At 63.1% G+C, this 20,756-nt stretch carries 24 protein-coding genes and 2 pseudogenes; 10 read left to right on the forward strand and 16 right to left on the reverse strand.

From position 1 onward, the window contains the following. Positions 1-260: pseudogene (locus AOQ71_RS47120) on the forward strand (ABC transporter ATP-binding protein/permease); the annotation flags it as partial. A gap of 203 nt (positions 261-463) precedes the next feature. On the opposite strand, the gene AOQ71_RS03710 reads toward AOQ71_RS47120, so the two are convergent. The 5 genes from AOQ71_RS03710 to AOQ71_RS03730 form a co-directional block, all read right to left on the reverse strand. Then, positions 464-1,477 (reverse strand): TorF family putative porin, encoded by a 1,014-nt coding sequence (locus AOQ71_RS03710; protein WP_057742007.1) that lies wholly within the window; start codon positions 1,475-1,477, stop codon positions 464-466. Between the two features lie 416 nt (positions 1,478-1,893). Beyond that, positions 1,894-2,259, reverse strand: coding sequence for a hypothetical protein (locus tag AOQ71_RS03715; protein ID WP_057741813.1), 366 nt, complete (start codon positions 2,257-2,259; stop codon positions 1,894-1,896). Between the two features lie 69 nt (positions 2,260-2,328). Further along, positions 2,329-3,651, reverse strand: a complete 1,323-nt coding sequence (glcF, locus tag AOQ71_RS03720; protein WP_057741816.1) for a glycolate oxidase subunit GlcF — start codon at positions 3,649-3,651, stop codon at positions 2,329-2,331. Continuing rightward, positions 3,648-4,883, reverse strand: coding sequence for an FAD-binding protein (locus tag AOQ71_RS03725; RefSeq protein WP_057741822.1), 1,236 nt, complete (start codon positions 4,881-4,883; stop codon positions 3,648-3,650). Before AOQ71_RS03725 ends, glcF begins: the two co-directional genes overlap by 4 nt. A 166-nt stretch (positions 4,884-5,049) precedes the next feature. After that, entirely contained in the window at positions 5,050-6,543 is a 1,494-nt protein-coding gene (locus AOQ71_RS03730; RefSeq protein ID WP_057741827.1) for an FAD-linked oxidase C-terminal domain-containing protein, read from the reverse strand. Between the two features lie 227 nt (positions 6,544-6,770). Here AOQ71_RS03730 and cycA point away from each other — a divergent pair, with 227 nt between their 5' ends. Continuing rightward, positions 6,771-7,166 (forward strand): cytochrome c-550 CycA, encoded by a 396-nt coding sequence (gene cycA, locus AOQ71_RS03735; protein WP_057741831.1) that lies wholly within the window; start codon positions 6,771-6,773, stop codon positions 7,164-7,166. A 28-nt stretch (positions 7,167-7,194) separates the two neighbouring features. Here cycA and AOQ71_RS03740 read toward each other — a convergent pair. Continuing rightward, positions 7,195-8,139: pseudogene (locus AOQ71_RS03740) on the reverse strand (alpha/beta fold hydrolase); the annotation flags it as partial. A 329-nt stretch (positions 8,140-8,468) separates the two neighbouring features. On the opposite strand from AOQ71_RS03740, the gene AOQ71_RS03745 reads away from it, so the two are divergent. Beyond that, positions 8,469-8,651 carry a hypothetical protein gene (locus AOQ71_RS03745; RefSeq protein WP_057741840.1) on the forward strand — a complete coding sequence of 61 codons (183 nt, stop codon included), beginning with the start codon at positions 8,469-8,471 and terminating at the stop codon, positions 8,649-8,651. Positions 8,652-8,657: 6 nt separating this feature from the next. Here the strand turns inward: AOQ71_RS03745 and AOQ71_RS03750 are convergent, their stop codons facing one another. The 3 genes from AOQ71_RS03750 to ykgO form a co-directional block, all read right to left on the reverse strand. Beyond that, positions 8,658-8,918, reverse strand: a complete 261-nt coding sequence (locus AOQ71_RS03750; RefSeq protein WP_057741843.1) for a hypothetical protein — start codon at positions 8,916-8,918, stop codon at positions 8,658-8,660. Between the two features lie 125 nt (positions 8,919-9,043). Then, positions 9,044-9,682 (reverse strand): tetratricopeptide repeat protein, encoded by a 639-nt coding sequence (locus tag AOQ71_RS03755; RefSeq protein ID WP_057741846.1) that lies wholly within the window; start codon positions 9,680-9,682, stop codon positions 9,044-9,046. A 132-nt stretch (positions 9,683-9,814) separates the two neighbouring features. Further along, positions 9,815-9,940 (reverse strand): type B 50S ribosomal protein L36, encoded by a 126-nt coding sequence (gene ykgO / locus AOQ71_RS03760; protein ID WP_006611362.1) that lies wholly within the window; start codon positions 9,938-9,940, stop codon positions 9,815-9,817. A 340-nt stretch (positions 9,941-10,280) separates the two neighbouring features. Here ykgO and AOQ71_RS03765 point away from each other — a divergent pair, with 340 nt between their 5' ends. Further along, positions 10,281-11,165, forward strand: a complete 885-nt coding sequence (locus tag AOQ71_RS03765; protein ID WP_057741849.1) for an amidohydrolase family protein — start codon at positions 10,281-10,283, stop codon at positions 11,163-11,165. Between the two features lie 58 nt (positions 11,166-11,223). On the opposite strand, the gene AOQ71_RS03770 is transcribed toward AOQ71_RS03765, so the two are convergent. Continuing rightward, positions 11,224-11,571, reverse strand: a complete 348-nt coding sequence (locus AOQ71_RS03770; RefSeq protein ID WP_057741851.1) for a MerR family transcriptional regulator — start codon at positions 11,569-11,571, stop codon at positions 11,224-11,226. 84 nt (positions 11,572-11,655) lie between these two features. On the opposite strand from AOQ71_RS03770, the gene AOQ71_RS03775 reads away from it, so the two are divergent. Beyond that, positions 11,656-12,666 (forward strand): zinc-dependent alcohol dehydrogenase family protein, encoded by a 1,011-nt coding sequence (locus AOQ71_RS03775; protein WP_057741856.1) that lies wholly within the window; start codon positions 11,656-11,658, stop codon positions 12,664-12,666. A gap of 102 nt (positions 12,667-12,768) precedes the next feature. Further along, positions 12,769-13,164: a GFA family protein gene (locus AOQ71_RS03780; RefSeq protein WP_057741859.1), complete on the forward strand. Its 396-nt coding sequence runs from the start codon at positions 12,769-12,771 to the stop codon at positions 13,162-13,164. Positions 13,165-13,274: 110 nt separating this feature from the next. Here AOQ71_RS03780 and AOQ71_RS03785 read toward each other — a convergent pair whose 3' ends face one another. Next, positions 13,275-13,976, reverse strand: coding sequence for an alpha/beta fold hydrolase (locus AOQ71_RS03785; RefSeq protein ID WP_057741863.1), 702 nt, complete (start codon positions 13,974-13,976; stop codon positions 13,275-13,277). Between the two features lie 160 nt (positions 13,977-14,136). Next, complete coding sequence (locus AOQ71_RS03790; protein WP_245316679.1) at positions 14,137-14,463, reverse strand: hypothetical protein; 327 nt, start codon at positions 14,461-14,463, stop codon at positions 14,137-14,139. Between the two features lie 264 nt (positions 14,464-14,727). On the opposite strand from AOQ71_RS03790, the gene AOQ71_RS03795 reads away from it, so the two are divergent. Both AOQ71_RS03795 and AOQ71_RS03800 read left to right on the forward strand, forming a co-directional pair. Next, positions 14,728-15,465 (forward strand): haloacid dehalogenase type II, encoded by a 738-nt coding sequence (locus AOQ71_RS03795; protein ID WP_057741869.1) that lies wholly within the window; start codon positions 14,728-14,730, stop codon positions 15,463-15,465. 46 nt (positions 15,466-15,511) lie between these two features. Further along, positions 15,512-15,979 carry a YbaK/EbsC family protein gene (locus tag AOQ71_RS03800; protein WP_057741872.1) on the forward strand — a complete coding sequence of 156 codons (468 nt, stop codon included), beginning with the start codon at positions 15,512-15,514 and terminating at the stop codon, positions 15,977-15,979. Between the two features lie 21 nt (positions 15,980-16,000). Here AOQ71_RS03800 and AOQ71_RS03805 read toward each other — a convergent pair whose 3' ends face one another. Next, entirely contained in the window at positions 16,001-16,237 is a 237-nt protein-coding gene (locus tag AOQ71_RS03805; RefSeq protein ID WP_057741877.1) for a hypothetical protein, read from the reverse strand. Positions 16,238-16,372: 135 nt separating this feature from the next. Here AOQ71_RS03805 and AOQ71_RS03810 point away from each other — a divergent pair, with 135 nt between their 5' ends. Next, positions 16,373-17,197 (forward strand): adenylate/guanylate cyclase domain-containing protein, encoded by an 825-nt coding sequence (locus tag AOQ71_RS03810; protein WP_057741882.1) that lies wholly within the window; start codon positions 16,373-16,375, stop codon positions 17,195-17,197. 6 nt (positions 17,198-17,203) lie between these two features. Here the strand turns inward: AOQ71_RS03810 and AOQ71_RS03815 are convergent, their stop codons facing one another. Then, positions 17,204-17,551 (reverse strand): hypothetical protein, encoded by a 348-nt coding sequence (locus tag AOQ71_RS03815; protein WP_057741884.1) that lies wholly within the window; start codon positions 17,549-17,551, stop codon positions 17,204-17,206. Between the two features lie 266 nt (positions 17,552-17,817). On the opposite strand from AOQ71_RS03815, the gene AOQ71_RS03820 reads away from it, so the two are divergent. Then, positions 17,818-18,075, forward strand: coding sequence for a hypothetical protein (locus tag AOQ71_RS03820; RefSeq protein ID WP_057741890.1), 258 nt, complete (start codon positions 17,818-17,820; stop codon positions 18,073-18,075). Between the two features lie 52 nt (positions 18,076-18,127). Here AOQ71_RS03820 and AOQ71_RS03825 read toward each other — a convergent pair whose 3' ends face one another. Then, a complete protein-coding gene (locus AOQ71_RS03825; protein WP_057741892.1) occupies positions 18,128-18,649 on the reverse strand; it encodes an REP-associated tyrosine transposase in 522 nt (173 codons plus the stop codon). 1,113 nt (positions 18,650-19,762) lie between these two features. Beyond that, a partial coding sequence (locus AOQ71_RS42470) for a transposase (RefSeq protein WP_083513880.1) occupies positions 19,763-20,756 on the reverse strand: 994 nt, incomplete at its 5' end.

A 20,756-nucleotide genomic window follows, 5' to 3' on the forward strand; every position in this document is an offset into this window, starting at 1 on the left:
GGCTCGCCCGCGCGCTGCTGCATGCGCCGGACTATCTGTTCCTGGACGAGGCCACCGCCTCGCTCGACGAACCGTCGGAGGCCCGCCTCTACCGGCTGCTGGCGGAGAAGCTGCCGCAGGCCACCATCGTCTCGATCGGCCATCGCTCGACGCTCGATGCCTTCCACACCCGCAAGGTGGCGATGGTGAAGGACGGCCCGATCCACGTGCTGGGCAAGGACGGTGCCCCCGCCGAACCGGAGCCGAGCACGGCGCGCTGAGGGCGAGGCCCCAGCTCAGGACTCGTCATTGCGAGGAGCTCTTGCGACGAAGCAATCCAGGCTGCCCCGGCGGAAAGATTCTGGATTGCTTCGCTGCGCTCGCAATGACGGAGCTTGTAGCAACCACTGTGAATCTTCAGCCCCCAAAGCAAAAGGGCGGCAGATTGCTCTGCCGCCCTTGTTAGTCAGTCTCGGGATGAAGCTTACTTCAGGTTGGTCATCGCCGTCAGGTCGAAGGACAGCTTGGCGATACCGGCCGCGCCGCACCAGTTGGAGCTGTTGCCACCCGGGTTGGTACCGGTAATGGGGGAGGTTCCGACGGAAGCATTGAAAGCACCGGTGAAGACGCTGCAATTGCCCTTGGAGAGGTCGGTGTCGGAGTAACGCAGATCCAGCGTGAACACCTTGTAGGTGAAGCCGATGCCGACGTTCCAGGTGTTGTAGTCAGCGTAGTGGATACCGTTGGGGAACACCGCGGTGCCATAGAAGCTGTCGGTGGTGCCAAACCACTGCCGGCCGAACTCACCCGACACATACATGCCGACGCCGCTGCTGCCGAAGATGGTGGACGGCGCCGTGTACTTGCCCGTGATCGAAGCGTAGTTGCCCCACGCGCCTGAATTCAGGAAGTTCGGCGAGTAAAACTCCGTCGCACCGACGGTGAAGCTGTCGTTGATGGTGTAGTTCACCTTGCCGTAGACTTCGACGAAGCTGACGTCCTTCTTCAGGGTGTTGGCGTTCGGCACCGCATTAGCCAGACACTCGGCGCTGAGCGGCCGGCCAGCAGAATCCGTAAGACCACCGTTGAAGGCATTGGCTGCACCGTAGTAGCAGGTGCCGCCCGGATACAGGTAGCCCCAGACACCGATGTCGAACGCGAAAGCGCCGAAGGTCGGGCGGATACCGCCGTAGATGTCGATTTCAGCGGCAGCGCGGTTAGTGAACGAGATGCTTTCGCCGGACGCACCGATGTAGAGCTGCAGGTCCTTGTTCACGTTGTAGCGCGGCTCGAAATAGGCGGCGACCGACGGCTTGTGGTTCGACTGGGTCACGCCGCGGAAGATGTAGTCGTTCATGAGGGCGCCACCGAAGGCGATATCCCAGGGATCGAACGCAGGCGCCGGAGGAGCCTTCAGGGCCTTCACAGGCATGTCCGCCGCGAAAGCCGACCCGGTCACCATTGCCAGCGCCGTTGCCAACAAAGTCACTTTCTTCATTTCGATCCCCATCACCAAGTTCTAAACCCCGGTCGAGCTCCGGAAGCCCCCCGGGGCACCCGACCTGATTGCAAATTTCATAACGGGGGCAATCTGGATGGTGGAACGCAAAGCGAGAAGCAAAAAACACAAGCATCTGCCGACTTTTTAGGCGTTCTGGCGATTCCACGAAAGGTTGTCGGCCGGTGTTGCTTCTCGATCACATTATTTTCACGCCAAAGTGCACAGCGGTGGCCGGACTACTACGGAGGCCCCGGCTCCGTGGCCCGCACGCCACGAATCAGGTGACTCAAAAACGGGCAGCCTCCGGCAGCCTCTGACGGTGGCGGCAAAAAAGGCCGCAGCGTCGCCGCTGCGGCCTTCCTGCTGTCGACCCGTCGCCCGAGGCGCCTGGTCCGGTGGGCCTGGCCTTCGGCCTAACCCTGCCCTTCGGCCGGCGTTGATTCCGCAGAAGACGAAGGCATCGCCCAGCTTGTCTCAGCGGCAGGCTCGGGGGCCGGCGCGGCTACCGGGGCCGCCGGCTTCGGCGCGGGAGCTGCCTTCGCCTTCTTCGGTGCCGCTTTCGTTGCGGTCGTCTTGGCGGCCTTCTTCGGCGCCGCCTTCTTGGCAGCGGCCTTCTTCGCTGTCTTCTTCGGTGCTGCCTTCTTGGCCGATTTCTTCGCGGCCTTCTTGGCAGACTTCTTGGCCGCCTTCTTCTTCGTCGCCTTCTTCGCCGCTACAACCTTCTTGGCCTTTTTGGCCTTCTTGGCCTTCTTGCTTTTCTTCTTGCTCGCTTTCGCCATCGTGGTCCTCCTGTTGCCGCCGAACACTGGTCGATCGGGCGCCTTCAGCCGTCACCTCGGGACGAAGGTTCAGCTCGACGCATTCAATGCCGGCCGCGCCCCGCCCGTAGCCCAATCGAGAAGCTCAATCGTGTGTACGACCGGAACTGACGTGCCACCGGCAATCTGCACCATGCAGCCGATATTGCCCGCGGCAATCATGTCCGGCTTGACGCTTGCGATGTTGGCGACCTTGCGATCGCGCAACCTGCCCGCAAGCTCGGGCTGGAGAATGTTGTAGGTCCCCGCCGAGCCGCAACACAAATGGCTCTCCGGCACATCTTTCACCACGAATCCATTCTTGGAAAGCAATTCTTTCGGAAGCCCCGTGATTTTCTGCCCGTGCTGCAACGAACATGCGGAGTGATAGGCGACGACGATGTTGTCGCGTTGCGTGCTCGGCGCGAGGCTGAGACCGGCGACATATTCGGTGATGTCTTTCGCAAGCGCGGACACCTTTGCCGCATCCGCTGCGAACACCGCGTCCTCGCGCAGCAGATAGCCATAGTCCTTGATGACGGTGCCGCAGCCGGACGTCGTCACCAGGATGGCATCGAGGCCCTCGCCCGCGGCCTCCCTGTGCCACGCCGCGACATTAGCGCGGGCGCGCGCCAGCGCATCCTCGTCGTCTCCGAGGTGATGGGTGAGCGCGCCGCAGCATTGCTCGTCCTTGACCAGGACGACCTCGATGCCATGGCGGGTGAGAAGGCTGATGGCAGCCTGGTTGATGCGCGGCGCCAGCACCTGCTGGGCACAGCCCTGGAGCAGCGCGACCCGGCCGCGCTTCTTGCCGAGCGCCGCGAACACGCTGCCAGGAGGAGCACCCGGCGCCGGCAGCCGGCCGGGAGCCAACGCCAGCATCGCCTTGAGACGCTGGACCAGGCCTGGCGTGGCCGAAGGCCGCGGGGTCGGCAGGAAGACGGCAAGAGGCCGGGCCAGCTGTGCCAGCCGCATGCTGATGCGAAACCATCGCGGGTCCGGCAGGACGAAGGCCAGCAGGCGGCGCAACAGCCGCTCGGCGAGCTGGCGCTGATAGCGCTGCTCGATCCGGACCCGGGCCTGGTCGACGAGATGCATGTAGTTCACCCCGGACGGGCAGGTCGTCATACAAGCCAGGCACGACAGACAGCGATCGACATGCTTGACCACCTCTGGCGTCGGCGCCTGGTCCTTCTCAAGCATCTCCTTGATCAGATAGATGCGGCCGCGCGGGCTATCGAGTTCGTCGCCGAGCAGGACGTAGGTCGGACAGGTCGCGGTGCAGAAGCCGCAATGGACGCAGGCGCGCAGGATCTTGTCGGCTTCCGCGATGTCGGGGTCAGCAAGCTGGACGAGTGAGAATTCGGTCTTCATGCCGTAGCCCGCCTTAGGCGTCCCCGGTTCAGAATCGACTTCGGATCGAAGCTGGCGCGGACCCGTTCGCTCAACGCGGCGACGCCGGGCGCCTGCGGATGGAACACGTCGACGCTGCGCCTGACGTCCTCAACCGCCCGGATCAGCGTGGCATGCCCGCCGACTGCATCAACACGCTGGCGCACGGAGGGGGCATGCGCGTCGGCCTTTGGCGGCAGCGCCGCCCAGATCAGCCCGCCGCCCCAGTCATAGATCACATCGCCTCCGGTCTCGCGCGCCAATTGCGTGCCGAGCAGCGCCCCCGAGGCCGGCGGGCAGACGATCCGCCACACCGGCCAGGCGCCGAGCGCGCCGCTGGCAGCAAACGGCAGCACATCGCGGATGGCGGCCCATAGCACTGACGAGGCGGCATCCTCGATCAGGGTCGCCGCGCCGAAGGGCGCCAGCAGTTCGCGCAACGATCCGGCCCGGTGAGTGGCGGAGGCCGTGATGCCCTCGAGCCGCAGCGCGGTCACCGCCTCGCCCTGGCCGGCAATATCGCCGAGCTCGTCAGTCCTGGTCCGCAGCGCCGATTTCGGCAGATGCGCGGCACCGGAGACGTCGTAGGGGGAGCCGAGGGCCACGGTCATCGCCTTGTTCGCGGCAGCATCGTCGAGGCCGCGGAGCAGCAGCGTCCGCTCCGCTTCCGGCTTCGGCATCACCTTCAGCGTCACTTCGGTCATGACGGACAGCGTGCCCCAGGAGCCCGCGAGGAGCTTGCAGAGGTCATAGCCGGTGACGTTTTTCACCACCCTGCCGCCGGTTTTAAAACTGTCGCCGAAGCCGGAGACGGCATGCGCCCCGAGGAGATGATCGCGCGCCCCGCCCGCCTTGATCCGGCGTGGGCCCGCAAGCCCTGCCGCGATCATGCCGCCGATGGTTCCTGAGACGGGCGTGCCGAGCAGCGGCGCGGTGTTGACAGGCTCAAAAGCGAATTGCTGGTTCTTGGCGTCGATCAGCGACAGCACGTCCGCCAGCGGCGCACCGGCCTGGAGTGTGACGATCAATTCGTTCGGCTCGTAGGATGTGACCGCATTCAGCGCGGAGACGTCGAGCACGGCATTGGTCGCCATCGCGTGCCCGATGCTGCGCTTACCGCCATGGCCGACAATCTCGAGCGGCTGCTCGTTGGCAATTGCCGCGCGCACCACCTCTTCGACGTCTTTGGCGTCTCTGACCTTGAGCGTATCCACGGGAGAAGGCGGTATCCAAGTTTAGAGCGGAAAGCAAATCTTGCGCATTGCAGCGACGATGAGCGCTAAAGCGCGATGAGATTGGGTTGAATCGTCATCGCGCTTTAGCTCTTTGTTTGAGCATGATCTTTTCGGAAAACCGCTTCACACTTTTCCGGATCATGCTTTAGAACCGCGGAATGTCCGGAAACGCCAGCTTGCCCGCGTGCACATGCATGCGGCCGAGTTCCGCGCAGCGGTGCAGGGTCGGAAACACTTTTCCGGGATTGAGCAGGCCTTGCGCGTCGAAGGCGCATTTCAACCGTTGCTGCTGGTTGAGGTCGATCTCGGTGAACATGTCGCCCATGAGATCGCGCTTCTCGATGCCGACGCCGTGCTCGCCGGTGAGCACGCCGCCGAACTCGACGCAGGCACGCAGGATGTCGGCGCCGAAGGCTTCGGCGCGCTCGATCTCTCCGGGCTTGTTGGCATCGTAGAGGATCAGCGGATGCAGATTGCCGTCGCCGGCGTGGAACACGTTGGCGCAGCCGAGCTGGTATTTTTCGCCGAGTTCGCGGATGCGCGCCAGCGCCTTCGGCAGCGCGCCGCGCGGAATGGTACCGTCCATGCAGAGATAATCGGGCGAGATGCGGCCGACTGCGGGGAACGCGGCCTTGCGGCCGGCCCAGAACAGGTTGCGCTCGGCCTCAGAACTGGAGATCTGCAGTGTCACCGAGCCGCAGCCTCTTGCGATGGTCTCGACGCGCGTGATCAGTTCGTCGACCTCGATCTTGGGACCGTCCAGTTCGATGATCAGCAGCGCCTCCACATCCAGCGGATAGCCGGCACGGACGAAGGCCTCCGCGGCGTGGATCGCCGGCTTGTCCATCATCTCCATGCCGCCGGGAATGATGCCGGCGCCGATGATGCGCGCCACGCATTCGCCGGCCGCCTCGACCTCGGCGAAGCCGACCATCAGCGCGCGCGCCGTCTCCGGCTTTTGCAGGATGCGCACGGTGATCTCGGTGATGACGCCGAGCAGGCCCTCCGAGCCGGTGATGACGCCCATCAGATCATAGCCGGAATTCTCGCACCCCTTGCCGCCGATGCGCAGGATCTCGCCGCTCATCAGGACAATCTCGCAACCGAGCACGTTGTTGGTGGTCATGCCGTATTTCAGGCAATGCACGCCGCCGGAATTTTCCGCGACATTGCCACCGATCGAGCAGGCGATCTGCGAGGACGGATCTGGCGCATAGTAGAAGCCGGCATGCGCGACGGCCTGACTGATGGCGAGATTGGTGACACCTGGCTCGGTGACGACGACACGGTTGTCGAAATCGATCTCGCGGATGCGCTTGAACTTGCCGAGGCCGAGCAGCACGCCGTCCTCGAGCGGCAGCGCGCCGCCCGATAGCGACGTGCCCGAGCCGCGCGGCACCACCTTGATGCCATGGGCGGCACAATATTTCAGAATGAGCGAGACCTGCTCGGTCGTATCGGGCAGCACCACGACCATCGGCGGCTGCCGGTAGGCGGTCAGCCCGTCGGATTCATAGGCCCGCATCTCGGCAGGCGTATCGATCACGCCCTCGCCGGGCACGATTGCGCGCAAGGCGGCGACGATCTCGCTGCGGCGCGCCAGCACCGCCTGATCGCTCGCGGGCATCATGATGGCCATGTTGCAAACCTTCTTCGGGCATTGGAATTTGTTCCGGCAAATCAATCATGTCTGCCCACGTTTGGGTAGGGTCCTCCGAAGGTCGCATTGCTTTGTCGCAACGCAAGTTCTCTCTGAGGCAAGTCTGCTATCAGGAAACCTGTCAGGGTTTGGCGGCTTGTCCACGTGCATCGGACCTGCCAAAAACCACGATCCCCCCCTCTGACCCCGGGAAGAGACGAAGAGCTATGAAAAAATTGACTTTCGGCGCGTTGGTTGCCCTTGCCATGACTGCCTCAGCCTCCACCGCGATGGCGCAGGATGTCGCGGCCGGCAAATCGTCGTTCAACAAGTGCCTGGCCTGCCACGCCATCGGCGAAGGCGCCAAGAACAAGGTCGGCCCCGAGCTCAACGGTCTCGACGGCCGCAAGTCCGGCACCGCGCCCGACTACAATTATTCCGATGCGAACAAGAATTCCGGCATCACCTGGAACGAGGCGCAGTTCAAGGAATACATCAAGGATCCGAAGGCCAAGATCCCCGGCACCAAGATGGCGTTCGCCGGCATCAAGAACGAAACCGAGATCAACAATCTCTGGTCCTTCATCTCCCAGTTCGACAAGGACGGAAAGGTCAAGCAGTAGGCGGACATGGCGGCCGCTAATCGGCGGNCGCCTGCGCCGGGGCAATGCGGCCGATCATCGTCTCGATCTCGGTCTTCACCAGATCCGGCACGGCATTCTGCACCATGTGGCCGAGATCGGGCAGCACGATCAGCTTTGCATTCGGCACCGTCGCGGCGAACGGGCGCGCGTGGACGTCGGTCCTCACCGTCTTGTCGGGCGCGCCTGCTATGATTGTGACGGGCACTCTGATCTCGCCGTAGCGCGGAGCCTGCGCGGCCACCGATTCCTTGAGCGTCACAAGATCATAGGCATTGGCGATGAATTCGCGCGGCCGCAGCAATAGCGGCGTCGCGGACTCCTTCACGAAGCCATCAGGCATCGTCTGGGGCAGGAAGACGTTGCGTGCGCCCGATTCGGTGACGAACAAGCCCAGCGGCAGCGTGATGGTGGAGGCGAGCAGCGGGCCGATGACAGGTGTAGCGATGATCTCGTTGTAGCGGCCGACGCCGCCGCGCCAGGGATGGGTCACCGGTGCCAGCATGACGAGACCGGCGACGCGGCTTGCATGATCGAGCGCCAGCCGCGCGCCCAGCGCACCGCTCCAGGAATGCACGACGAAAACGGCGCGATCGATTCCGAGCTTGCCAAGCGCCTCGTCGATCATCCGCGCCTGAATCTGAGGCGTCGAATCCTGCCGTCGCGCGCGCGTGCTCCAGCCGTGCCCGGGCCGGTCGATCAGGATGACGCGATGATCCCTGGCGAGCATGTCGCCGAGCGGTCGCCGCATCACTTCGAGATTGGAGCTTGCTCCGTGCAGCATGACGATCGGCAATCCCGCATCGCGCGGGCCGATGTCGACGACGTGCAGCGTTGCACCCTCGACCTCGATCATCCGGCCCTGCGGCGGAAAGGAGCGTTGCACGAGGACGATTCCGGCCTGCGTGACCAGCGCGAGCAGGGCCAGCGCCGTCACGGCTGATAAAACGATCATGAGGACAGTCCGGGCGATCCTGGGCACATGGCAGTTACGAACGACGCAGACGGCAGTTTCGCGCGGGGAGGCTCAGGGCTTCCACCGGAAATGCTGCCCTGTGGATATGTGCATAATTGCCGAACTAAAAAACACAATAAAATCAATGCTGCAGCTGGATGACACACAAGCCTCCGACCAGCTTCATGCCGTCGTCATCGCGCCGTCCTTACAATCGCCACGGTCGGTTCCGCCATCTAGACGCGGATGGGCGCCGATCCCTCCTCGCATCCTCAGGCGATGCAGGAAAGACCGGCAAGATTGTCCTGGTTTGAACCGGAGGATTTTCGATGAGCTTCAGATCGAATGACACTGCAATCGACGAGATCGTGGCAAGCTGCAACGGCGATCTGCGCGGTGCGGTGCGGGCGCTGCTGCTTATCAACGAGCATCTCGAGACCGAACTCGCCAAGGCCTACGCTGCGGCGGCCGATCGCGGTTTCGCCGAGCGCGGCACCAACGTCCTGCACTAGCCCAGGCTAGCCGGCGCCGTCCTCGGCCTTCTGCTCGTCGGGCGTGAGCACGGGACAGGCGCGGATGGTCGAGCGCGCGAGCTTGGCGTCGTCCTTGGATTTGTAGGGACCGTCGCCGAACCAGATGTCGCCGTAGATGACCGGATTGCTGGTCACGATGTTGCATTTGCCGGTGGCGCGATTGCCGACCACCCAGAACAGCCCATTGGCGAGGCTGATCGTTCCCGACGCCAACAGCAAGCTACAAGCAAAGGTCAAGCGCTTCATGGCTGTGCTCCCTGCCATGCAGGTAAACCTGCGGCACCGCCGGCAATAGTCCTTGCGACACTGCGCTTGCGATCGTGGTTAATCTCCACGCGCCGCAACCGCTCGAAAGATGATCGAAATATCGGCTAGATGTCGCGGCCTTCGACCTTCTCGGTCAAGGCCTTTACCTGCTCAGGGATCTTCTCCAGGTGCGGATTGACGGCGAGCGCCTTGCGATAGGCCTCGAGCGCGCGTTTCTCGTCGCCGACGTCCTGCATGATCATGCCGAGGCCTGCGAGCGCGCCGAAATGGCGGGGCTCGCGGGTCAGCACCTCGCGGATGTCGGCGAGCGAGCGGGCATAGTCGTTCTGCATGTAATAGAGCGTGGCGCGCCGATTCCAGGCTTCGATGTAGTCGGGCCGGAGCTTGATGACGGAATCGAGCAGCTTGATCGCGACGTCGATCTTCTGCGCATCGACCGCCGCCTTGGCCCGCGTCATCAAGAGAGCGGCGGTGTCGCTCGGGGTCTGCAGCCAGATCGCCCAGATCCGCGCCTCGACATGTTTGGCGCTGACCTCATCAGGCGCAGCCTTGAGCGCGCCGAACAGGAAATCGAGATTCTTGGTGCGGTCGGCCTTGGGCAGCTTGGCCGGCGCCTCCGGCAGCTTCTTCTGCTGCTTGGCCGGCGGGGCGGGATCATCCTGCGCCAGCGTCGGCGCGACGCCGGCGGTTGCAAGAACCAGGGCCAAGCATAGCGTGCGAAGATGAAGGAATCTCACGGTCATGGTGAAAGTGTAAACGCGCAAAGCCGCCCTTGCAAAGCAAAGGCGGCGTCAAACTCGCGTGAGACCGTGGTCTTGCGGAGGCGCGCGGAAGGCGCTGCCGGGGATCAGCCTTTGCTGATCAGCCTTTGCTGATCAGCCCTGGCGAGCCTTGAAGCGGCGCTGCACCTTGTTGATCACATAGACCCGGCCCTTGCGGCGGACCAGGCGGTTGGCGCGATGGCGACCGCGCAGCGACTTCAGCGAGTTACGGACCTTCATGGCAGAATCCTGGACGTTCGAAAGGCCGTGTTCGGCACTACCGTTTCGGCACGCGCGAATGTGGCAAAATGAGATCTTTCCCGCTGGCGGACCGGCCGCCCGGGACGAGGCGGTTCTTAAGGCATGGCGGGAGGTCATGTCAATGTTGACTGGCCGGTTCCCAACGACCAAATCGCGAAAACAACCCCATGCACAGTAGAAGCGGCCGGATCGGCCCGATTCTATCCAGCCGCGGCGAGACCCTGCAAAGATCTTCGCGGGCCGGCGATTTCCCGCCGGCGACGCCTTGCCAAATTCGTTATATCCTATAATCAATTTGGCAACCCGTCGGGAGGACACAATGCCCAAGCTGAAGCTGCCTGATATAGACAAGGTCGTCGCCATCGACATCCACACCCATGCCGAGGAGCCCTGCGGCACCCATCCCGACGACGGCTATGACGATTTCCAGGCGCAGATGGCGGAGTATTTCAAGTCGCCGCACAAGCATCCGCCGACCGTGCCGGAGACCGCGGCCTATTACCGCTCCAAGAACATCGCCGCGGTGATCTTCCCCGTCGATGCCGAGCGCGAGACCGGCTTTCGCCGCTACAAGAACGAGGAGATGCTGGAGATCGCCTCCGACCATCTCGATGTCCTCATCCCGTTCGTCTCGATCGATCCGCACAAGGGCAAGCTCGGGGTGCGTGAGGCGCGCAAGCTGATCGAGGAATACGGCGTGCGCGGCTTCAAATTCCATCCGACCATGCAGGGCTTCTACGCCAACGACCGCATGGCCTATCCGCTCTATGAAGAGATCAACAATGGCGGCGCGATCGCGCTGTTCCACACCGGCCAGACCGGCGTCGGCTCAGGGATGCCCGGCGGCATGGGCATGCGGCTGAAATATTCCAACCCCATGTACATGGACGACGTCGCGGCCGATTTCCCCGACCTCAAGATCATCCTCGCGCATCCTTCCTTCCCCTGGCAGGAAGAGGCGCTGTCGGTCGCGACCCACAAGCCGAACGTCTATATCGACCTCTCCGGCTGGTCGCCGAAATATTTCCCGCCGATCCTGGTGCGCTACATCAACTCGATCCTGCAGGACAAGATGCTGTTCGGCTCGGACTGGCCTGTGATCACGCCGGACCGCTGGCTGTCGGATTTTGCCAAGATCGACATCCGCGACGACATCAGGCCGAAGGTGCTGAAGGCGAACGCGAGGAAGATTTTGGGGATCTAGGCGCGACCTCACGACGCGCCGCCCATCGCCGAGAGCAGACGTCGGCGTGTCAGCGCGATCAGTTCACGCTCGCCAGAAAGTCGGCCAGAATCGACCGGCTCCGGTTGAGTGTCTCGATTCGTTCGTCGATCAGGCCGACCTGCTGAGCGAGTATTCTTCGCAGCGCGTTGCACGGCGTGAAGGCCGGGTCGTTGTTACGTACACATGGAAGCAACTGCTGGATCGTCTCAAGCGTCATCCCGGCTGCGCCAAGCATCTTGATCCGCCGCACAGTCTCCTCTTCCGCCGGACCATAGTCGCGATAACCGGAGCCGGTCCGCTGCGGCGCTAGCAGCCCTTCGGCCTCGTAATATCGCAACATCCGCACACTGACCCCAGTCCGCCGTGAGAGTTCGCCAATTTTCATTTGAAAACCTCTTGACCCTGACAGTGCTGTCAGACCCTACAGACTGTGCCCATTCAAGTCATGCCACTTGTGAAGGGTGCAACGATGAAAGCCTACCATTTGAATGGCCATGCCGGGACCGGCCGCCTCGAACCCGTCGATCTCGGCAAACCTGAACCCGCCAATGGTGAGGTTCGCATCCGGGTCGAAGCGGCCAGCCTGAATTACCGCGACCTGATCACGCTCGACCGTGCAGGACAAACCGGGCTCAACGGCCGCGTGCCGCTCTCCGACGGTGCGGGCATCGTTGACGCAATTGGCTCTAACGTCGTGCAATGGCAGGTCGGCGATCGCGTTGCTGCGTCATTCTTTCGCGATTGGGTCTCGGGGCCATTCAAGTCGAGCTACGTTTCGTCGTCCCTCGGTGGCACCTCGACGGACGGAATGCTCGCAGAATATGTCGTGCTGCCTGCGACCGCGCTCGTCGCCGTGCCGCCGCATCTGTCCTCGGTCGAGGCGGCGACATTGCCCTGTGCCGGCGTTACGGTCTGGCACGGCCTGATCACACGCGGCGGGATGCGCAAAGGCGACACGCTGCTTGTCCAGGGAACGGGTGGGGTTGCACTGTTCGGTCTCCAATTCGCGACGGCGCTCGGCGCACGCGCAATCGTGATCTCGTCCTCGGACGAGAAACTCGCCCGCGCCAGGATGCTGGGCGGCTCGATCCTCATCAACTACCGCGACACGCCCGACTGGGACGCCGCTGTGATGAAAGCCACTGATGGCGAAGGTGCCAGTCACATTCTCGAACTCGGCGGCCCCGGTACCTATGATCGGTCGCTGCGTTCCGTCGCGTCGGGCGGCAAGATCATCCAAATCGGCGTCTTGACCGGGTTCGGCCCGAAACCAGACCTCTCCCGCCTGCAATGGGAGAACGCCGACATCATCGGTGTCACCGTCGGATCGGCCGAACATTTCGTGGCGATGAACAGCTTCCTGACCGAACATGCGATTCACCCGATCGTGGAGCGCGTCTACGGTTTCGCTGAAGTCCCTGAAGCCTATGCTCACCTGCGAAGCGGCTCGCATTTCGGCAAGGTCGTCGTGGAGTTCTAGAGGCCAAGGCGGCGCCTCGACCCGTACCGGCGATCTCCGCCGGCAACAAAATGGGTCGCGGCACGTTAGCTTCGCAGCACAATTTCCCCGAGCGGAGTGTTCATGGCTACCGAGATCATCAGGGCAGGCGGATGCCTGTGCGGAGACGTCCGCTATTCCGTGAGAGGCGATCCCTTCAAGAGCGGGCTCTGTCATTGCGCCGATTGCCGCAAGGTGACGGGCTCGGCTTTTCTTGCCTACGCCGATTGGCGACCGGCGCAATTTGAATATAGCGGCAAGGTACAGACGTATCGGGGGCGAAGCTTTTGTCCGAATTGCGGATCGCGCCTGTTCAGCCGGAACGAACGTCAAGTCGAGATCTACATCGGCACCCTGGACAGCGTCCCCAGCGGCATTGCTCCGATCGACGAAGGTTGGATCATCCGGCGCGAGCCATGGCAGCGTCCGATCGAAGCAGCATCACAACATGAGAAGGACGTGCCTCCTCACTCTGAATAGGTCCAACAACTGCTGGAGGCTCCGTTCGTCAGGCGATGGGTTTCCCAAGGGCGCAACCCATCTACGGACTCGCCCATGCCAAGGGCGCTCGGCAAGTACACGCGCTTCGATCAGCCTTCTTGAACGGCAACTGCCGCCTTGCGGATGACGTCGATCACGACGTCGGGCTGGGAGAGCATCGGCACGTGGCTGCTTGCCACCTCGGTGACCGTCGCGCCCATGCGCTTGGAGACCCAGCGTTGCAGGTCGGGATGCACGGTGTGGTCCTGCGTCGCGAGGATGTACCAGCTTGGCTTTGATCTCCACGCGACCTTCTCTGCGCTCAGCTTTTGCTGCTGGAACAGATCGGCGACGGGCGCATAATGCGTGGCCCATACCAGCTTCTGCTCGGCCTCGGAAAGGTCTCCGGCAAAGAACTCGGTGCCGTTCGGCAGCATCCAGGCACGTCCATCCGCGACCTCGACGCGCGAGAAGATATCCGACGGATATTCGTTGAGCTGGTCTTGCACGGTTTCGCCCGCATCGGGGGCCACCGCTGCGATATAGACGAGGCCAACCACGCGAGGATCAGTGCCGGCGCCGGTGATGGTGGCTCCGCCATAGGAATGACCGACGAGCAGGACCGGGCTGCCGACGCGGTTGAGCGTGCGCTTCACCGTCGCAAGGTCTTCTTCATAGGAGTCCAGACCATATTGGACGGCGATGACCTCGTGGCCATCGGCCTGCAACGCAGGAATGACCTTGCTGAAGCACGAGCCGTCAGCCCAGATACCGTGACAAAAGACGATTGTCGGCTTCGATGTGACGGACATGGGCACCCCCTGGGGAGTCGCGATTGCAGCCCAATTCTGTCGAAGTGACGCCGCTGCGTCTTTCGAAATCACCCGAATCGACAGAAAGGAGACGCCTTGAACGGAAACGGCGTCTCCTTTAGCGAGCGAAACGTCACGGCGTGCGACGCCATCGGTGCCGCTAAGGTCGCGGCGTTGGCTGCGGCGAGGGTGTCGCGGCAGGCTGCTGCGACGCTGGAGCAGACGGCTGCTGCTGCGGTGCTGTGACCGGCAACGAATCGCCGCCGCCGTGGGGGACGCACGTCCCCACATTGCTGAGCAGCCGTTTGGCCTCGATATCGCGGGCTTTCTTGTAGTCGCTGCGGCGGTCGATCCTTGCCGCAGCCGTGCGATCCCAGGCATCGAACGCGTCAGCATAGTGCTGCCGCATCTGCTCCTCAGCGGAAAGGCAATCACTGAACTTGTCGAACACCAGATCGGTGTTGACGGGTGAGATGCCGCCGACCAAGACGACCAACATCCATTTCATCGCGCCAGCCTACGTTCGTGCCCGCTAACGGGAACGAAGAGACACCGGCAAAGTTCCGAACGGAGCCCAGGTGCTGACGATATGCGCGCGGGCCTATTCATCTTCTAGTGCGTACGAATCTCATGGGATGGCTGGATCGCAATCCCTTGCAGTGGCCAAGCTCCGCTGTCCTTTGGTAAGCTGACGATACACGCACTCTCCCAAGCGGGATTGTTGTGACCACACCACCCGAAAGGACAGCCCATGAGCATCAAAGCCGTCGTGTTCGATGCCTACGGGACGCTCTACGACATCCAGTCGGTCGCTGACATCACCGAAGAGGGCTTTCCCGGCTATGGCGAGATCATCACGCAGGTCTGGCGGATCAAGCAGCTCGAATACACCTGGTTGCGCTCGCTGATGCGGCGCTACCAGGACTTTGCGGCCGTGACGCGCGATTCGCTGGCTTATACGCTCCGCATGCTCGGGCTCGCTTATGACAACGAGGCCTTCGAGCGCGTCATCGAGAAATATCTGCATCTCGATCTCTATCCGGAAGCGACCAGCGCGCTCGCCGCCGTGAAGCCGCGAAAGCTTGCCATCCTCTCCAATGGCAGCCCGGACATGCTGAACGCCCTGGTGCGCAATTCCGGGCTCGACCGCCTGCTCGATGCCACCATCAGTGTCGACGCCAGGAAGATCTTCAAGCCGAGCCCGGAGGCCTATGAGTTGATCGGGGAGGTGCTCGGCACCGGGCCTGAGGAGGTGCTGTTCGTCTCCTCCAATCCCTGGGACGTCGCCGGCGCCAAGTCATTCGGGCTGAACGTCGCCTGGATCGAACGGGTGACGCCCGAAGCCATGGCGCTGGCTTGCGTCGAGACCGAACTCGTGGCACCGCTGACAATGTTCAAGGCGATCCGCACCCAGATGGACGAGCTCGGCTTTGCGCCTGACTATCTGATGCGTTCGCTGTCGGACCTGCCCGGGATCATCAAGGGATGACCCGGACATTGCCGCCCGCCCGCAAGTCCTCGATGAGCCCATTGGAATGAGCCTTCAATCCGTTCGCGCCTTCTTCGCCGAGAAAGCCCCCGACATCACTGTCATGGAATCCCCGATCAGCTCGGCGACGGTGGCGCTGGCCGCCGAAGCCTATGGCGTCGAGCCCGGCATGATCGCCAAGACGCTGTCCTTGCGCGTCGGCGAGCGCGTGATCCTGATCGTCGCCGCCGGCACCTCGCGCATGGACAACAGGAAGGTGAAAGCGCAGTTCGGCGGCAAGCCGAAGATGCTGGGGCTCGAAGAGGTCGCCGACATCACCGGCCACGAGGTCGGCGGCGTCTGCCCGTTCGGGCTGAAATCCCCGCTGCCGGTCTATTGTGACGTTTCGTTGAAAGCCTACGAATTGGTGGTGCCGGCCGCAGGCTCGACCCACAGCGCCGTGCGCATCACGCCGGACCGGCTGGCCGAGCTGACCGGCGCCGAATGGGTTGACGTCTGCGAGGTCAGGCCGTAACGCGATGCGCGGATCTCACATCTAGCCACCCCAGCCGCAATAGGGCCGGCAGCGATAGCCTGCACGATGCCAATGGCCCCAGTGCCAGCCGAAACGCGCCTGCACCAGCTCGCTCTCGTGCACCATCGGCCTGGCGGCTCCGGACAAAGGCGTGACTGGAGCTGCCGTTGCAGGTGCGCCGAGCAACAGCGCGCCAGTCATGAAAATTGCAGCGGGAATTCCGGTCATGAATTTGGTCCTGGATTTGGTTCTGGACATGACATTCCTCCGATCCACAGCTTGCGACCGCAATCAACTTGGCTCACGGCCATTCGTTGCACCGACATGACGGTTTCCGGACGGGACGACAAAACCGCTTCGCACTTTTCCGGATCATGCTTTAGGATAACGGCCATGCCCGACGACAAGGTGAAGCGACGACTGACCACCGTGCTGTGCGCCGACGTGTACGGCTACTCCCGTCTCATGGAGGCGGACGAGGCCGGAACGCTGGAGGCGCTGCGCCGCTCGCGCGCGGCCATCGCCCGACTGGTCGAGCGCCATGACGGCCGCATCGTGAATACCTGGGGCGATGCCGTGATCGCCGAGTTCGCCAGCGTGGTCGAGGCCGTGCAAAGCGCGATCGAGATTCAGCAGGAAATATCCGATCAGGAATCGGTCGCGCCGCAAGCGAGCGCGATGCGGTTTCGCATCGGCATCAATCTCGGCGACGTGATGGTGGATGGCACCAACATCTATGGTGACGGGGTCAACATCGCATCGCGGCTGCAGGAGCTCGCCGACCCCGGCGGGGTCGTGATCTCGAGCTCGGTCTACGACCAGGTGCACAACAAATTGTCCGTTGGCTTCGACTGTCTCGGCCAGCGCCCGATGAAGAACATCGCGCCCCTGACCAGCTATCGGCTGACCCTGGGCGGCCAAGCCGCCGCGCAAGCCGGCATCCCGATGCCGGAAAACCGGACTCCATCACAGAGCGCGCGCGCTCCGGGGATCGACGACAGGCGCGAGCCATCATCGTCCACGAATGCCGTTTCGGATTGGCTGGGAAGGCTGCCGCGGCCGGTCGCCGTGGCGCTAACCGTCTCGGCCTTCCTGATCACGATCAATCTGTTCACCGGCGCGCATAAGATCTGGTTCCATTGGCCCGTCGCGATCATCCTGCTCGGCGCCGCCTTGCGGACGGTGCTCGGACGGCGACCGGAACGGGACAGAAGCTAGGCAGCGCTAATCATTGTCATAGGGCCGTGGCTGCACCTGCTGAGGGGGCGGCGTATTGTCATAGCGCGGCGGCGGCGCTGCGCGATTGCGCGGCACTTGCTGTTGCGGCGGCATCTGATTGTTGGACTGGAACACAGCGCGGCAGCCGCTGGAGAGTTGCGGCGTGTTCTGTCGCAGGCAAGCGGTGATGCGGCTCACATCCGGAATCTGGTCGCTGCACAGCCGCCAGACGTCGGGCGTGCAGGCCATCTGCTGCTCCAGGGTTCCGCGATATTCTTCAGCGGAGGCTGCGCCCTGTGCGACGATGCCGGCAATTGCAAGCGCTACACCCAACGCAATCCGCTCTGCTCGCATGTCTTCCTTCCTTCCCGAGTCCCGTCGAATTGTCGTTAAACAATGAGACGCAGGAAGGTTCGGGATCACAAAAAAATGTGAAGAGTGCTGGAACCTATTCCACCCTCCCGGCCTGCTTGACGGCCGCGTTCCTCCGCGGTGTTCGCCGACAGCGTGGCGGTCGGCAAGAGCACAAGCCGTTTACGAAGCGTTAGCCATGTTCGGTCCCGTCGGGAACGCATCTCTTCACCCTCCGTTGCTGACAGGGCGTGCGGAGGGAGTGTGTTATGGGAAAACTTGCGACCATTGACCTCGCCCTGGACGAGATGCTGGTGAACCTGGCGGCGATCGTCCTGCGGCTTTCAAAGCCCGAGATAACGCGAACGCCGGAAGCCCGACGCGCCCTGACGCAATCGGTGCACCAATACGCGGTGTGCGCCGCGCGCTCGACCGACCCGCGCGTGCATGAATTGAAGACGCAGTTGGAGAACACGATCAAGCCGAGTCTGCGCATCGTCGCGATCGACGGCGTGAAGGTGTCGTAGCGAGATCTCGTAGGGTGGGCAAAGGCGCGCTCTTGGCGCGCCGTGCCCACGGTCACTCGCCGAATTGCCCGGAAATATCACGCATGTCCCCGCCCCAATCCACGGGAAGCGTGCCCTGCTCCACGTAGCGATGGAAGCTGCTGAGAGACCAATCGCGCACCCGGGTGACGAGGCCGTGCTTCACGGGATTGAAGTGAATGTAATCGACGTGTCTCTCCAAATCTTCTTCATCACGGATCGCGTGCTCCCAATAGCGGCGCTGCCAGATGCCCTTCTCGCGTTTTTTCAATTTGCTCATTGAAGGCGAACCGGCCTCCATACCTCGCGAAAAGCCGCCCTTGATCAGATTCCAACGCGATGAAAAGTCGACGTCATGGTCCGGAAGCGACCAAATGGCATGGAGATGATCGGGAAGGACACAAATAGCGACCGTCTCGAACGGGCGGCGCTGCTGGACAGTCTGATAAATTCGTCTCAGGCGATCAACATGGTCCACGAGGAGAGTAGTTGAGCGATCAGCGAGCACGACAGTGAAGAAGAACGTGCTGCCCTGTGCGCGCCGATATCGAGACACTGGCGATCCCCCGAGGCAAAGACGTGGGCACGCTTCGCTTTGCCCACCCTACGATAGTTTGCTCGAGGGATAGACTAGCGAGATCTCGTAGGGTGGGCAAAGGCGCGCTCTTCGCGCGCCGTGCCCACGATCGCTCGCCGAATGCCCGGCTGTCGGGCATAGCCCTGCAAGCAGGGCGGTCCCTTGTGGGCGCCGATGGCGAGACGCTTGCGATCACCCCGGGGCAAAGACGTGGGCACGCTTCGCTTTGCCCGCCCTACGATAGTTTGCTCGAGGGATAGACTAGCGAGATCTCGTAGGGTGGGCAAAGGCGCGCTCTTCGCGCGCCGTGCCCACGATCGCTCGCCGAATGCCCGGCTGTCGGGCATAGCCCTGCAGCAGGGCGGTCCCTTGTGGGCGCCGATGGCGAGACGCTTGCGATCACCCCGGGGCAAAGACGTGGGCACGCTGCGCTTTGCCCACCCTACGATAGTTTGCTCGAGGGATAGACTAGCGAGATCTCGTAGGGTGGGCAAAAGGCGCGCTCTTCGCGCGCCGTGCCCACGATCGCTCGCCGAATGCCGGGCTGTCGGGCATAGCCCTGCAAGCAGGGCGGTCCCTTGTGGGCGCCGATGGCGAGACGCTTGCGATCACCCGGGGCAAAGACGTGGGCACGCTTCGCTTTGCCCACCCTACGATAGTTTGCTCGAGGGATAGACTAGCGAGATCTCGTAGGGTGGCAAAGGCGCGCTCTTCGCGCGCCGTGCCCACGATCGCTCGCCGAATGCCCGGCTGTCGGGCATAGCCCTGCAAGCAGGGCGGTCCCTTGTGGGCGCCGATGGCGAGACGCTTGCGATCACCCCGGGGCAAACACGTGGGCACGCTGCGCTTTGCCCACCCTACGATAGTTTGCTCGAGGGATAGACTAGCGAGATCTCGTAGGACCTCCTACCCTTCGTCAAGGGTGGGAGTCCCTGACAGATAACCATAGCACCGTGCTCGACGCTATCCAGGACGCTTCGCGCCGGCTTTGCCGGTGCCTATGGCATCCTGGACAGCGTCTGCGCGCGGCGCTCTTGCGTTCGGCAGGTCGGGACGAAGGAACGGTCGCATGCGGCCGAACAAAGGAACGGCTCAGCCTGCTGCCGAGATCTTCGCGCTGTTGTGGTCTGCGTCGTAGGGCGTCTGGTGCTTGAGCGTCGCGCACAAGGCAAAGAGCAGGCGATCTCCCACACCACGCAGCGCACGCGCATGGCCGTGTCCGCGCTGCCGCAAAGCATCATAGCGTCGCCGGGCTGCGGCGTCGTATTGAAGCGCGCCGCGCGACCAGTGATGAACGGCGCTTTGCAGCCGCCTGTTGCAGGCCAGGCGGCGGATCACGAAGCGTTGCTTGCCGCTTTGCCGCGTCACCGGTGCGACCCCTGCCAAGGCGCGCAAGGCGTGGTAGTCTCGTCTGCGCAGAGGCTCGGTGGCCTCGACGAGCAGTGTGGCAAGAACGATCCTGCCGATTCCCGGCCAGGAGCGAAGGATCGCCACGTCACACTGCTCGGGATTCTGCCCCGCGGGGCTCTCCTGTTCTTCGAGCTTGGCGCACAGGCGGTCCAGGCTGTGCTGCGCTTCCTTGATTTGCTGATTGACCAGGCGCAGACGGGCCGCGAGGCTGCGGATATGCACGCACGCAGCCTCCGTCGTGCCCGGTGCCACGAGCAGGGGTGTCTCGCGCAAAGTCTTGAGCACCGTCGCCGCATCGAGGCGGCGGATACGATAGGCGCTGAGGATGCGCGCGATCGCCTTGTCGCTGGCCTTGGCCGCGCTGTCCGGCGTCGGCACCTTTTGCCAAAGTGCCAGGAACCAGTCGTCGGCGACATCGTCGGTCAGCTTGGCCGCTTGGGGATAGTACCGCCACAACTGCTGACGCAGGCGATTGGCAAGCCGCGTGCGCTCCTGCTGCAGCTCCTCCGCCATGCGCGACCACTCGCGCAGCTCGATCACCACCGGATTGTCGGCCGCAAGCTGGCGGAAGGCCGCACAGTCCGTACGCAATGAGCTTCCGAGCACATGAGCGTCGCGGCGATCATCCTTGGCACCGGCCACCGTGAAGCGATCCCGGAAGCGGTCGAGTTGCTTG

This window comes from Bradyrhizobium manausense, assembly GCF_001440035.1.
In the GTDB taxonomy this organism is placed as follows: Bacteria; Pseudomonadota; Alphaproteobacteria; order Rhizobiales; family Xanthobacteraceae; genus Bradyrhizobium; species Bradyrhizobium manausense.